12 protein-coding genes are annotated in these 13,164 nt (G+C 62.0%); 9 read left to right on the forward strand and 3 right to left on the reverse strand.

Annotated elements, in window-relative coordinates; translation table 11 throughout:
• Nucleotides 1-4 precede the first annotated feature (4 nt).
• From CO657_RS26420 to CO657_RS26430, 3 genes are all read right to left on the reverse strand, one after another.
• Entirely contained in the window at nt 5-1,126 is a 1,122-nt protein-coding gene (locus tag CO657_RS26420; RefSeq protein ID WP_054186156.1) for an ABC transporter permease, read from the reverse strand.
• 8 nt (nt 1,127-1,134) lie between these two features.
• Complete coding sequence (locus tag CO657_RS26425) at nt 1,135-2,121, reverse strand: ABC transporter permease (protein ID WP_054186173.1); 987 nt, start codon at nt 2,119-2,121, stop codon at nt 1,135-1,137.
• A gap of 122 nt (nt 2,122-2,243) precedes the next feature.
• Nucleotides 2,244-4,181 (reverse strand): ABC transporter substrate-binding protein, encoded by a 1,938-nt coding sequence (locus CO657_RS26430; RefSeq protein WP_054186157.1) that lies wholly within the window; start codon nt 4,179-4,181, stop codon nt 2,244-2,246.
• A gap of 293 nt (nt 4,182-4,474) precedes the next feature.
• On the opposite strand from CO657_RS26430, the gene CO657_RS26435 reads away from it, so the two are divergent.
• The 9 genes from CO657_RS26435 to CO657_RS26475 are packed head-to-tail and all read left to right on the forward strand — an operon-like array spanning nt 4,475 to nt 13,159.
• Nucleotides 4,475-5,188 carry a FadR/GntR family transcriptional regulator gene (locus tag CO657_RS26435; protein ID WP_012556232.1) on the forward strand — a complete coding sequence of 238 codons (714 nt, stop codon included), beginning with the start codon at nt 4,475-4,477 and terminating at the stop codon, nt 5,186-5,188.
• 21 nt (nt 5,189-5,209) lie between these two features.
• Nucleotides 5,210-6,040: an NAD-dependent epimerase/dehydratase family protein gene (locus tag CO657_RS26440; RefSeq protein WP_054186158.1), complete on the forward strand. Its 831-nt coding sequence runs from the start codon at nt 5,210-5,212 to the stop codon at nt 6,038-6,040.
• The gene (locus tag CO657_RS26445; RefSeq protein ID WP_054186159.1) at nt 6,037-6,924 is read left to right on the forward strand and encodes an SMP-30/gluconolactonase/LRE family protein; all 888 of its coding nucleotides are present in this window, start codon (nt 6,037-6,039) and stop codon (nt 6,922-6,924) included. Before CO657_RS26440 ends, CO657_RS26445 begins: the two co-directional genes overlap by 4 nt.
• Nucleotides 6,925-6,943: 19 nt before the next feature.
• Complete coding sequence (locus tag CO657_RS26450; RefSeq protein WP_054186160.1) at nt 6,944-7,897, forward strand: dihydrodipicolinate synthase family protein; 954 nt, start codon at nt 6,944-6,946, stop codon at nt 7,895-7,897.
• A 44-nt stretch (nt 7,898-7,941) separates the two neighbouring features.
• Nucleotides 7,942-9,528: an ABC transporter substrate-binding protein gene (locus CO657_RS26455; protein ID WP_054186161.1), complete on the forward strand. Its 1,587-nt coding sequence runs from the start codon at nt 7,942-7,944 to the stop codon at nt 9,526-9,528.
• A 5-nt stretch (nt 9,529-9,533) separates the two neighbouring features.
• Nucleotides 9,534-10,628 (forward strand): ABC transporter permease, encoded by a 1,095-nt coding sequence (locus CO657_RS26460; protein ID WP_054186162.1) that lies wholly within the window; start codon nt 9,534-9,536, stop codon nt 10,626-10,628.
• Nucleotides 10,629-10,632: 4 nt separating this feature from the next.
• The gene (locus CO657_RS26465) at nt 10,633-11,565 is read left to right on the forward strand and encodes an ABC transporter permease (RefSeq protein WP_054186163.1); all 933 of its coding nucleotides are present in this window, start codon (nt 10,633-10,635) and stop codon (nt 11,563-11,565) included.
• Nucleotides 11,562-12,419, forward strand: a complete 858-nt coding sequence (locus tag CO657_RS26470) for an ABC transporter ATP-binding protein (RefSeq protein WP_054186164.1) — start codon at nt 11,562-11,564, stop codon at nt 12,417-12,419. Before CO657_RS26465 ends, CO657_RS26470 begins: the two co-directional genes overlap by 4 nt.
• Entirely contained in the window at nt 12,416-13,159 is a 744-nt protein-coding gene (locus CO657_RS26475) for an ABC transporter ATP-binding protein (protein WP_054186165.1), read from the forward strand. The genes CO657_RS26470 and CO657_RS26475 overlap by 4 nt, the downstream gene beginning before the upstream one ends.
• Nucleotides 13,160-13,164 lie beyond the last annotated feature (5 nt).

A 13,164-nucleotide genomic window follows, 5' to 3' on the forward strand; every position in this document is an offset into this window, starting at 1 on the left:
GGCCTCATTTGTTGTAGGGATCGGCCGCGTCGCGCAGGCCGTCGCCGAGAAGGTTGAGCGCCATCACGGCAACGACAACGGCGCAGCCCGGCATGAAGAGCCAGGGTGCGGTGGCGATCGAGCGAATGTTCTGGGCCTCGCGCAGCAGCACGCCCCAGGAGATGGTCGGCGGCTGCAGCCCGAGCCCCAGGAAGGAAAGCGAGGTTTCGGCAAGGATCATCGCCGGCACGGCAAGGGTGATCGACGCGATGATGTGGCTCGCGAAACTCGGCAGCATATGGCGGAAGATGATGCGTCCCTCGCGAACGCCGTCGAGCCTGGCGGCAGCGACGAATTCCTCGGTGCGCAGCGACAGGAAGCGGCCGCGAACGACACGGGCGAGCTGCGCCCAGCCGGTCAGCGACAGGATGATCGTGATCATCATATATTGCAGCGTTGCCGGCCAATCCTGCGGCAGCGCCGCGGCCATCGCCAGCCAGATCGGGATCGTCGGCAACGACAGCACGAAATCGATCAGCCGCTGCATGAAGAAATCGATGCGGCCGCCGTAATAGCCGGAGATGCCGCCGATCACGATGCCGAGCATCAACGACAGGAAGACGCCGACGAGACCGATCGATAGGGAAACCTGCGAGCCTTGCACCGTCCGGCTGAAGACGTCGCGCCCAAGCCGGTCGGCGCCGAAGAGAAGCAGCGGCGTGGTCTTGTCGGGCGAAGCGATCAGATGGATGTTTGTGTTGAACAGGCCGAACACGGAATATTCATAGCCGCGCCCGAAGAACTGGACGTCGACACGCTTCGTCGTGTCTTCCTTGAAGATGGCGGCCAGCGTTTCCGGATCGCGGGTGAGCTTCATCGGATAATAATGCGGGCCGAAGGAGAACCCGTTCTCGGTATCGATCAGATGCAGTTTCTGCGGCGGGTGAAAGGTCGCCCGCGCATTCTGCAGGTTCGGATCGTTGATGGCGAAGAAGCCGGGAACCAGGGCAACGATATACATCATCACGGTGACGACGAGCGCCACCATGGCCAGCCGGTGCCGGCGGAAAGCCCACCAGATCAGCTGCCATTGCGATGCGACGGCGGCGCGATCCGGCTGAATATTTGTAATGGCAATGTCGGCCATATCGGCTCCTATTCCAACCGGATGCGGGGATCGACCAGCGCAAGCAGGATATCGCTGATCAGAGAGCCTATCAGCGTCAGAGCGCAGATCAGCAGAACGAAGGCACCCGCCAGATACATGTCCTGAGCCATCAGCGCCTGCAGCAGCAAAGGTGCGGCCGTCGGCAGGTTGAGCACGATGGCGACGACGACCGAGCCGGAGATGAGGTTGGGCAGCAGCCAGGCAATGGTCGAGATGAACGGATTGAGCGCGATCATCATGGGGTATTTCATCAGCAACCGGAATTCCGACAGACCTTTTGCCCGTGCGGTGGTCACGTAAGGCTTCGGCAGTTCATCGAGCATGTTCGCGCGCATGACGCGGATGAGGCTCGCTGTCGACGAGACCGCAAGAATGATGACGGGAAGCCAGAGATGCGAGAATAGGTCGACCATCTTGGCGAAGCTCCAGGACGCGTTCTCGTATTCCGGCGAAAACAGCCCGCCGACATCCTGTCCGAATTCGACCGCCGCGATATACATCAGCACCAGCGCCAGCAAGAAGGACGGAACGGCCAGGCCGAAGAAGGTGAAGGCGGTGAAGAAATAGTCACCGATCGAATATTTGCGCACGGCGGAATAGACGCCGATCGGCAGCGCGATCGCCCAGGTGGCGATCAATGTCGACAGAGCCAGAACAAGCGTCAGCGCCATTCGCTCCCAGATCAGATCAGAGACCGGCTGCTGCCATTCGAAGGAGATGCCGAAATCGCCGCGCGAGAGGATGCCCCATATCCATTTGAAATATTGGATGAGCATCGGATCATCGAGGCCGAAACGCTCACGCAATTGCGCCGCGGTATTCTGATCGACGATCTCGTTGGAGGCTGCCAGCGTCGCGATATAAGTGGTGACATAGTCGCCGGGCGGCAGCTGGATCAGCACGAAAGCCAGGAAGCTGACGGCAAAAAGCGATGGAATCATCCATAGCAAGCGTTTGGCGATGAAGACCAGCATGGGCGCCTCTTGCATTGAACGCCGCCTTCCGTGCCTTGCCGGCTGTCAGGGCCGGCAAGGCATCTCGGAGGGCGAACCGAAAGAAAGCGCCGTACCGTCAGGCACGGCGCCGGAGATCCAAATCAGCTTGTGAAGGTGAACTGCTGCGGCAGCGCAGGCCCCGGATTGGGCCAGGACCAGCTGTCCGGCTCCTTTTCGGGCACATTGCGCAGATTGTTGCGGATGATGCCGAAGCCGCCGACGGCAAGGCAAAGCCCGACGGTCTCGAATTCCTCCGCTGCGATATCGAAGATCTGCTTCATGACCGCGCCGCGCTTGTCGAGATCGGCCGTCGAACGCGCCTCGTCGAAAAGCTTCATGCGCTTCTTCTGGCTCTCCGGCGGTTCTTCGCCGCGTGCACCGTTGGAGGTGTACCACAGCGTCCACGGAATGGCGTAACGCGAACCTTGCGGATGGAAGGCGAAGAAATCGCGCGGATCGAGCATCGGATCGAGACCGCCGGGGCCCGGCCACACCTGCGCATCATGGGCATTGTCGTCGCCGCGGGTGTAATAAAGCGCCCGTTCGATGGTATTGACCTTCATGTCGATGCCGATCTGGGCCCAATGCGTCTTGACCAGCTCGAGTGCGTCGACGAGGTCGGGATAGAGCGTCGGAATGACGTCGATCGAGAAGAACACCTTTTGGCCGTCCGGTCGGAGGCGGAAACCGTCGCCACCTTTCTTGTAGCCGGCCTGATCGAGCATCGCGCCTGCCTTGTCGGCGTCAAATTCGGTGAACTGGCGCGCGTATTTCTCGTTGTACCAGGGATGGGTCGGACGCGGCCCGGCCTGGTAGGGCTCGCTCTGCCCGAAATAGACGATATCGATGAGCTCCGGACGATTGATGCCGATCGATAGCGCCTGCCGGAACGACTTATCCGCAAACATCTTGCGCATGGCAGGATCTTTGTGGGTGATGTTGAAGTAGATCTGGCACTGCTGCGAGGCCGAAGGCACGAGCGTCAGCAGACGATAGTCGCCCTTCTGCATGTTCTGGGACAGCGTCGGCTTGTTGGCAAGCACGCTGATATGGCGCTCCTGGATGTCGATCTTGCCCGAGATGACGTTCAGCATCAGCGATTCGACGTCCTGCGAGATGCCGAAGTTGATCTCATCGATATAGGGAAGCTGATTGCCCTCGGTATCGACCTGCCAGAAATAAGGATTGCGGGTCATGACGACACGCGTAGCGCCACCGACATAGGGTTCCTTGACCACCCATGGATCGAGCGTCGGCTTGTCGACATTGCCCCATCGTGTCGGGATCTCGATGTCGCCGCAGCGGCTGCGGAACAGCTCCGTCCAGCTGGTGACGCCGGCCTTCTTCGCATCGGCTTCGATGTTGGGATTATATTTCGGTAGGAACTGGCTGCAGTAGTGCTTCGGAAAGAGCGTCGGATGCTGCCCGAGCGGCGTGGCGAGGTTTTCCAGGTAAAGCGCGTTGGCAGCAGCAAAGGTGAACTTCACCGTATGATCGTCGATCTTCTCGACGGTAACCGGCTTGCCGGCGACAGCAAGCTGCGCCGGTGTTGCACTGTAGAGCTCGGTGTTCTTGACGCAGTCTTCGATCGCGAAAACGACGTCATCGGCGGTGAAGGGATGACCGTCCGACCAGCGCACACCCTCGATCAGATGGAAGGTGAATTGCGTCGCGTCGTCGCTGACTTCCCAGCGCTCGGCAAGGTTCGGCTCCACAGCGGTAAATTCGAGGTTCCAGCGTACGAGGCTCTGGTTGCCGACCATGCGCAGAATGCCGTTATGGTCGGATGAACCGCGAAGGCCGCGGCGCAGAGAGCCGCCATAGGTGCCGACTTTTTCGAACGGCTTGACGACCATCGGCTTCTTCGGCAGGCGCTCGGCGAGCGGCGGCAGTTTTCCATCTTTCACAAGTTGTGCAAGGGCGGGCGCTTCGCCGCCTGCGGCGAAAGCGCGGCCCGCGATGGACAGCGCCGCTGCACCGGCCATGCCGCCAAGCACGGCGCGGCGGGTAACGCCGCGCGACAGAATTTCATTAGGCATCGAGTTCCTCCCTTTCTATGCCGGCGCAACTTTTGAGCCGGCTGATGCGGCGGGCTCCCGACCTGCCGCTGCGCCCTCCTCGGCGCCCGACCGAACCATAGACATGTTCCCAAATGATTACAAGAGTTGACAGATAATTACAAATTTTGTAGCGATGCAGCATGGAAGCTTGAATACCGCGCCTTAAAAGCCAGACTAGAGCGCATAAAAGACGTCGATCTGTCAGAATCTGTGCACTACCATGGGCGAGTCGCTGGCGGACCACAGCCTGGCGTTCAGAGAAAAGGACGATAATGACATTCGCGGCCGACGCCGTTTCGAACAGAGGCGCAACGCGCTTCAGCGACATCATCTACGAGAAGATCGTGGGGATGATCGCCGACGGCAATTTCCCGGTAAACGAACGGCTGCCGTCGGAGACGAAGCTTGCCGCCGATTTCGGCGCGTCGCGGCCCGTCGTGCGCGAGGCGCTCGAGCGCTTGAGAGCCGATGGTCTGGTCGTTTCGCGCAAGGGCTCCGGCTCCTATGTCCGGCAAAGACCGGATTCGTCGATGCTAAAAATGGTGCCTGTGGGATCACTCGCCGATGTCCAGCGGTTTTTCGAATTCCGCGCCGGCCTCGAAGCCGAGGCGGCGGAGCTTGCCGCGCGAAACTGGCAGCCGGCCGACAAGGAGAGGATATCGGCAGCGCTTCTTTCGATCGAGCAATGTCTCCGCAACGGAGAGCTCGGCGCCGAGGAGGATCAGGCTCTGCATGATGCCATCGCCATGGCGACCGGCAATCAGTTCCATATCACCGTGCGCGAATGGTTCAGGCCGCATTTCGCCATCGGGCATTCCGTTACGCGAAGCCTGAGCCTGAAACGCACGCTGGAGCAGATCCGCAGCGTCCAGGACGAGCACGCGGTGATCGTGGAGGCGATCTTCGCACGCCGGGAAACCGAAGCGCACGATGCGATGAAGAAACACATACTGAACGCTCGCGCCCGCATGTTCCAGGGCGTTTGAGCGAGAATGGGAGGAAGAACGATGAAACGGATCGCTTTGACGGGGGCTACTGGGCGTGTCGGAACGCTGCTGCGCCCGCTCCTCCGCGCACATTTCGGGCACGTCAGCCTGATCGATCTGCAGGAGCCTGCCGGGCTTGGCGACAACGAGACCTTTGTCAGGGCCGATCTCACAAAGCTCGACGAGGCTACAGCTGCGCTGAAGGATATCGACGGCGTCGTTCATCTCGCGGGTATCGCAAGCGGCACCGACATGAACGCCATTCTGCACGCCAATGTGCTTGGAACCTACAATCTCTACGAAGCGGCGCGGATCAACAAGGTCGAGCGGGTCGTCTACGCCTCGAGCAATCATGCGACCGGCTTCTATCCGCGTGGCGAAATCATATCGCCGCTCGATCCGATGCGTCCCGACAGCCCCTATGGACTTTCCAAATGCTGGGGCGAACTGGTGGCGGGGCTTTATTACGACACGTCGGGCATTCGCTCCCTTTCGATCCGCATCGGCAATGCCGGGACCTATCCCAACAGCGAACGATCGATTGCGATCTGGATCAGCGCGCGGGATCTGGCGCAGTTGGTGCGGATTGGGCTGTCCCACCCGTCGATCGCCGCGACGGTCGTCTACGGCGTTTCCGATACCGACGAGAAATGGTGGGACAATGATCTGGCGACAAGGCTCGGCTACCGGCCAGAGGACCGGCCGCGCGATCACGCCCGCATCGAACAGGGATCCGAAGGACCGGTTGCATTGGCGTTCCAGGGTGGCGGGTTCTGCGAAATCAATCACGACGGCACCATCCGCATGCGCGATGCCGAAGGTTTGGCCAAGAGCCTCGAGGCGGCCGAATGACGGCGCCTCGGATCATCCGCCCGCAAATCCGTTCCGTCATCCAGCAGCCGCTGACGGTCGGTGAATCGCCGGTATGGGACGATGAGACCGGCACGCTGTGGCTCGTCGATATCCTGGCGCCGGCGGTTGTCCGTGTCTCCCCGCAAGGAAAGATCGACCACTTCGACATGCCGGCGCCGATCGGCAGCCTCGGGCTTTGCCGCGATCACAGGATCGTCGTCGGCCTCCAGACGGGCGTCCATCTCTTCGATCCTGTCTCGGGAAAAATCGGGTTTCTGTGCGATCCGGTCGGGCGCGATATCAATGGTCGCCTGAACGACGGCAAGGTCGGCCCCGACGGGCACTTCTGGGTCGGTTCGATCAGCGAAGCCAAGCCGCAGGTCAATGACGCAGCGCTTTTCCGCGTCGGCGCCGATGGCAGCATGCGCACCGTTGCAACGGGGCTGACGAGCTCCAACGGTCTCGCCTGGTCGCCGGACGGGCGGCGGATGTACCACTCCGACAGCCGGCAATGTTTCCTGCAGGCATTCGACTTCGATCCCGAGACGGGCAGTCTCGGCGAAGGACGTCGGCTTCGCAGCTTCACCGAAGATGAAGGGCGGCCGGACGGGGCGACGACCGATCGCGACGGATTTTACTGGAGCGCCGGCGTCTCGGCCGGCCGCCTTAACCGCATATCGAGCGAAGGCGAAATCGTCGAGATCTACATTCTGCCGGTCCCGGCACCGACCATGCCGTGTTTCGGAGGGCCTGATCTCAGCACCCTCTTCGTCACCAGCCTGTCGACGGACCGCACCGGGCAGTTCGAGGCGGGCACGGTCATCGCCTTCGACGTGGATGCAGAGGGGCTGCCGCCCTTCCGCTTCGGCAACCAATCATCTTGAAAGCGAACGGGGAAGAAAAATGAGCATCGCGATCATGCGCAAGGCGCTCACGGGCGTTTCGGGTGTTCCCGTCACGGCCTATGACGGCAAAGGCGAAGTCGAACCGCGGATTACGGCCAAGGTCTATGCGCGGGTGGCGGCTGCCGGCATTCACAACATCGTCGCTGCCGGCAATACCGGGGAATTCTACGCGCTGACGCCGCAGGAGATCCGGATCGTCCACGAAGCGGCGGTATCAGGCGTCAACGGCCGCGGGCCGGTGACGGCGGCGGTCGGACGGTCGCTGCGCGAGGCGATCGGCATGGCGAGGGATGCGGCCGCGATCGGCGCAACCGCCGTCATGTCGCATCAGCCCGTCGATCCTTTCGCAGCACCTTCGGCCCAGATCGGCTATTTCTGCAATCTTGCCGATGCGTCCACCCTGCCGCTCGTCGCCTATGTCAGGGCCGAGGGTTTCGGTGTCGACGATATCGTCCGCCTCGCCAATCACGGCAACATCGCCGGCATCAAGTTTGCCACGACCGATCTGATGCTCTTGTCGCGCGCGATCCCGGCGGCCGATCCCGATGGTGCGCTGTTCGTCTGCGGCCTGGCCGAGAGCTGGGCGCCGACATTTACCGCAGCCGGGGCGCGCGGCTTCACCTCGGGCCTCGTCAACGTTGCGCCGCAGCTTTCGCTTGCCGTCCACGCCGCGCTCGAAAAGGGCGACTTTGCCGCGGCACGGGCGATCGTCAACACGCTCGAGCCGTTCGAGCGGATGCGAACCAAATTCCGCAACGGCGCCAATGTGACCGTCGTGAAAGAGGCCGTCACCTATTCCGGCCTCGATGTCGGCCCCGTGCGCGTGCCGGGGTTACCGCTGCTCGACCAGCATGATCGCGAGGAACTTCATCGGCTGCTTCGAGGCTGGGAGGCCGAGGGCAGTATTCAAACTGATCCGGACCGGCAGCAGTCCGCCAAGGCGGCCGGCTGAGTTCGACACTATTTCCGCAAACAACAGGATTGGGAGGTCTAGAGATGCTGAAACAGCTACTGACAACGATCGCAATTACCGGCGCCCTGATGACGACGCAGCCTGCCTGGGCTGCCTCGCCGCCCAATATGCTGGTCATCGGCACCAATCTCACCGGTATCCGCACGCTCGATCCGGCCCAGAACAATGCCCGCACCGTTTCCGAGCTGATCTCGAACCTCTACGACAACCTGGTGCAGCTGTCGCCGGACGATCTCAAGACGCTGAAGCCGATGCTTGCGAAGCAATGGAGCGTCTCGGACGACGGCAAGATCATCACGCTCACCCTGCGCGACGACGCCGTCTTCCAGAGCGGCAACAAGGTGACCGCCGAGGATGCGGCCTGGTCGATCCAGCGCGTCATCAAGATGGGCCAGGTCGGCTCCACCGACGTGGCGCTTTGGGGCTTCAAGCCCGATAACGTCGAAAAACTCGTTCGGGCAAAGGACGAGCATACGCTCGAAATCGAGCTGCCGCAGTCGGTGAATACTGATCTGGTGCTTTATTCGCTGGCCGGCTCGTCGATCGGCATCGTCGACAAGAAGACGGTGCTGTCGCATGAGGCGAACGGCGATTTCGGCGGCGCCTGGCTTTCGGCCAATTCCGCCGGCAGCGGACCATTCAGCCTGGCGCAATGGCGGCCGAACGACGTGGCGATCTTCAATGCGCAGCCGAAATATTGGGGCGGCAAGCCGGCCATGGCCCGCGTCGTTGCCCGCCACATCCCCGAATCCGGCAATCTCAGGCTGCAGCTCGAAGCCGGTGACGTCGATGTCGGCCAGTATGTGGCCAGCGGCGATCTCGATGCGCTGTCCACCAACAAGGATATGGTCATCGACAATGTCCCGGGTCTCGGCTTCTATTATATCGCCCTCAACCAGAAAGACCCGGATCTGCAGAAGCCGAAGGTTCGCGAGGCCTTCCAGCACGCCTTCGACTGGAAGGCGATCTCCGGCAACATCATGCGCTATACGGGCTTTCCCTGGCAGTCGATGATCCCGCGCGGCATGATCGGCGCGCCCGACGAGGCTGCCGCCCGCTATGATTACGATCCCGCCAAAGCCAAGCAGCTGCTGGCGGAAGCTGGATATCCGAACGGCTTGAAGAAGGTGCTCAATCCGTCGGGGGCAGCGACCCTGCCCTTCGCCGAAGCGCTGCAGGCGAGCGCGCGGGCCGCCGGCCTCGATCTCGATCTGGTGCCCGGAGAGTTCACGCCCGCCTTCCGCGAACGCAAGTTCGAAGTGCTGCTCGGCAATTCCGGCGCCCGCCTGCCGGACCCCTTCGCCGTCGCCACGCAATATGCCTTCAACCCCGACAATAGCGACGAGGCGCGCCTCGGCAGCTATTATCTCTGGCGCACGGGCATGAAGGTGGACGACCTCAACACTCTCATCGATCAATCGATGAAAGAGCGCGATACGGCCAAGCGCACGGATATTTTCAAGAAGATGGACGGCATCTATGCCGGTATGGCCGCCCCGCTCGTCATCTTCTTCCAGCGAACCGACCCCTATGTCATGCGCGCCAACGTCAAGAATTATCACGGACACACGACATGGTCGACGCGCTGGCACGACGTGACCAAGGAGTAGAGCGCGTGGTAAGCGCCGATCTGACATCGAAGCAGGAGAGCCGCCGCTCTCAGGCGGGCGGGTTCGCCGATGCGGCCCCGCACCCCTTGATGAGCCTGCTGCGGCGCCTGGCGGGACGCGTGGTGGCTGTTGTCACCACGCTGCTCGGTCTGCTTTTTCTGACCTTCTCGATGGGCCGCCTGCTGCCTGCCGATCCGGTACTCGCAATCACCGGGCCGGAGGTCAGCAAGGAAGTTTATGATCGGGTTTATAACGAGCTGGGGCTCGGACAGCCGATCTGGATGCAGTTCCTCTCCTATGTCGGAAAGATCGCCACCGGCAATCTTGGCACGTCGGCGACGACGGGCCAGCCGATCCTCACCGATCTGATGACGATCTTTCCCGCCACAATCGAGCTTGCGATCATCGCCATGATCATCGGCGCCATTATCGGCATTCCCCTAGGCGTCACGGCTGCCGTCAGGCGCGGAACCATCATCGATCACATCGCCCGGATCGTCGCCCTTGCCGGCCACTCCATCCCGATCTTCTGGACCGGGCTGATGGCGCTCTTCCTCTTCTATGGCAAGCTCAAGTTGGTCGGCGCATCAGGCCGGATCGACGTCTTCTATGAAGGCCTCGTCACTCCGATGACCGGCTTTCTGCTGATCGACGCGGCGATACAGCAGCAATGGGACGTGTTTTACAACGCGCTCGGCCACATCATCCTGCCGGCGTCGATCCTCGGTTACTACTCCGTCGCCTATATCAGCCGCATGTCGCGAAGCTTCATGCTGGAACAGCTGAGCCAGGAATACATCATCACCGCGCGGGCAAAGGGGCTCGGCACCCGCAAGGTCGTCTGGCGCCATGCCTTCCGGAACATTCGCGTGCAACTCCTGACGATCCTGGCGCTGACCTTCGGCGGGTTGCTCGAGGGCGCGGTGCTGATCGAGACGGTTTTCGGCTGGCCGGGGCTCGGCCAGTATCTCACCCGCGGGCTGCAGATGAACGATATGAACGTCGTCATGGGTTCGGTTCTGACGATCGGCGCCGTCTTCCTGACGATCAACATCCTGTCGGATGTGCTCTACCGCATCCTTGATCCGAGAACACGGTGACGCCATGACGATCTCCTCAGAAGATGCAGACGCCCACACCCTCGGCTTTCGCAGTTGGTTGCGGGCCGATGAGCCTCAGGGTTGGTTCCAGTCGTCGGCGCAGCAAATCCATCAGGGCTGGCTGAAATTCAGCCTGCATCCGCTTGGGCTCGCCGGCCTTGCCGTCATCGTGCTGTTGATCGTCGTGGCGACGGCCGCCCCCTTGCTCACCAGCTACGATCCGATCGTGCAGGATATGGCCGGGCGGCTCGCGCCGCCCTCTGCTGCCCATCTTCTCGGCACCGACAATTTCGGCCGCGACGTCTTTGCGCGGGTGATCTACGGCGCCCGCACGACGCTCTACATCATCATGCTGGTGACGATCATCGTCGCACCGCTCGGCCTGCTGATCGGCACCGTCTCCGGCTATTTCGGCGGCATCGTCGATGAGATCCTGATGCGCATCACCGATATCTTCCTCTCCTTCCCAGGCCTGGTGCTGGCGCTCGGCTTTGCCGCCGCCCTCGGGCCCGGCATCACCAACGCGATCATCGCCATTTCGCTGACGGCCTGGCCGCCGATCGCGCGGTTGGCGCGCGCCGAAACACTCAGCCTGCGCAAGGCGGATTATATCGCCGCCGTGCGCCTGCAGGGCGCGACATCGCTTGCGATCATCACCCGCCACATCCTGCCGATGTGCATTCCCTCGGTCATCGTCCGCGTCACCCTCAATATGGCCGGTATCATCATCACTGCCGCCGGTCTCGGCTTCCTCGGCCTCGGCGCGCAGCCGCCCTGGCCGGAATGGGGCTCGATGGCCGCCAGCGGCCGCGAGTTCATGCTCGACAGCCCCTGGGTAATCGCCGCGCCCGGCATCGCCATCGCGCTCGTCAGCCTCGCCTTCAATCTCGTCGGCGATGCGCTGCGCGACGTGCTCGACCCGAGAGGTTCGGAATGACAGAGCCGCTCATCGATATCCGCAATCTCGAAATCGCCTATGGCGGTGGCCACATGCGCGCGGTGCGCGGCGTGAGCTTTACGCTCGGACAGGAAAAACTCGGCATCGTCGGTGAGTCCGGATCGGGCAAATCCACCGTCGGCCGCGCAATCATGAAGCTGCTGCCGCCGACCGCGATCGTTCGTGCCGAGCGGATGGCCTTTCGCGACGTCGACATTCTCAAGGCCGACGAACCAAAGATGATGACGATCCGGGGACGGCGGATCGGGCTAATCCTGCAGGACCCGAAATATTCGCTCAATCCTGTGATGCGGATCGGTGAACAGATCGCCGAGACCTACCGTTTCCATCATCCGAAGGCGGGCGCGAAGCAGACCTACCAACAGGCGCTCGAGATGCTCGAAGCCGTCCAGATCCGCGATCCCGAGCGCGTCGCTCGTCTTTATCCCCACGAAATATCGGGCGGGATGGGCCAGCGCGTGATGATCGCCATGATGCTGATCGCCGAACCCGAGGTGCTGATCGCCGACGAGCCGACCTCGGCGCTCGACGTCACGGTCAGGCTCGAAATCCTGGCGCTGCTCGACGAACTCGTTTCACGCCGCAATCTCGGACTGATCTTCATCAGCCACGATCTCAATCTGATCCGGAATTTCTGCGACCGCGTCCTCATCATGTATGCCGGCCGCGTCGTGGAAGTGCTGGAGGCGCGCGATCTCGACAGGGCGAAACACCCTTATACGCAGGGGCTGCTGGCATCCCTGCCGACGATCGACAATCCCCCTGCCCGGCTGCCGATCCTGAAGCGCGATCCGGCCTGGCTTGACGACCTCGCAGTGGAGGTGCGGCCATGATCCGGATCGACAATCTCACCATCCGTTTCGGACACGGCCAGCGGCCCGTTGTCAGAGATGTGAACCTTAACGTCGAGAGGGGGACGGCGTTCGGCCTGGTCGGCGAATCCGGCTGCGGCAAGTCCACGGTTCTCAGAGCCCTCTCCGGCCTCAATGCCAATTATGACGGTAACATCGAACTTCAGGGCGAGACGCTGGACCGGCAGCGCAGCCGGCCGTTCTATCGCCAGGTGCAGATGGTGTTTCAGGACCCCTACGGATCTCTCCATCCCCGCAAGACCATCCGCTCGCAGCTGAAGGAACCGCTGCGCAACCAGGGGCTGGAGGCGAATTCCGTCGACGTCAACGCTGTCCTCAGATCGGTCGGCCTCGATCCGGCGCTGAGCTACAGATTTCCGCATCAGCTCTCCGGCGGGCAGCGCCAGCGTGTGGCGATCGCCCGAGCCCTGATGCTGAACCCCGATGTTCTACTTCTCGACGAACCGACGTCGGCGCTCGATGTCTCTGTCCAGGCCGAGATCCTCAATCTGCTGCAGGATCTGCGCACCGAGCGCGGTCTCACCTACCTCCTTGTCAGCCACGATCTCGCCGTCGTCTCCCACATGTGCAGCCGCGTCGCCATCATGGAGGCAGGCGAGATCGTCGAACAGGTCGATATCGAGGCTCTGCGCCGAGGCGCCGTCGAACATCCCTATTCGCAACGCTTGCTGCGGGCGAGCCGAATGTATGGCAGGGCGTAGCCGTC

The organism is Rhizobium acidisoli, assembly GCF_002531755.2.
Classification (GTDB): Bacteria; Pseudomonadota; Alphaproteobacteria; order Rhizobiales; family Rhizobiaceae; genus Rhizobium; species Rhizobium acidisoli.

What these genes read in the sequence shown, in the direction of transcription:
- CO657_RS26475 (WP_054186165.1), top strand. Translation starts at nt 12,416, where the DNA reads ATGATCCGGATCGACAATCTCACCATCCGTTTCGGACACGGCCAGCGG.
- CO657_RS26440 (WP_054186158.1), top strand. Translation starts at nt 5,210, where the DNA reads ATGAAACGGATCGCTTTGACGGGGGCTACTGGGCGTGTCGGAACGCTG.
- CO657_RS26450 (WP_054186160.1), top strand. Translation starts at nt 6,944, where the DNA reads ATGAGCATCGCGATCATGCGCAAGGCGCTCACGGGCGTTTCGGGTGTT.
- CO657_RS26435 (WP_012556232.1), top strand. Translation starts at nt 4,475, where the DNA reads ATGACATTCGCGGCCGACGCCGTTTCGAACAGAGGCGCAACGCGCTTC.
- CO657_RS26430 (WP_054186157.1), bottom strand. Translation starts at nt 4,181, where the DNA reads ATGCCTAATGAAATTCTGTCGCGCGGCGTTACCCGCCGCGCCGTGCTT.
- CO657_RS26470 (WP_054186164.1), top strand. Translation starts at nt 11,562, where the DNA reads ATGACAGAGCCGCTCATCGATATCCGCAATCTCGAAATCGCCTATGGC.
- CO657_RS26455 (WP_054186161.1), top strand. Translation starts at nt 7,942, where the DNA reads ATGCTGAAACAGCTACTGACAACGATCGCAATTACCGGCGCCCTGATG.
- CO657_RS26420 (WP_054186156.1), bottom strand. Translation starts at nt 1,126, where the DNA reads ATGGCCGACATTGCCATTACAAATATTCAGCCGGATCGCGCCGCCGTC.
- CO657_RS26445 (WP_054186159.1), top strand. Translation starts at nt 6,037, where the DNA reads ATGACGGCGCCTCGGATCATCCGCCCGCAAATCCGTTCCGTCATCCAG.
- CO657_RS26425 (WP_054186173.1), bottom strand. Translation starts at nt 2,121, where the DNA reads ATGCTGGTCTTCATCGCCAAACGCTTGCTATGGATGATTCCATCGCTT.
- CO657_RS26465 (WP_054186163.1), top strand. Translation starts at nt 10,633, where the DNA reads ATGACGATCTCCTCAGAAGATGCAGACGCCCACACCCTCGGCTTTCGC.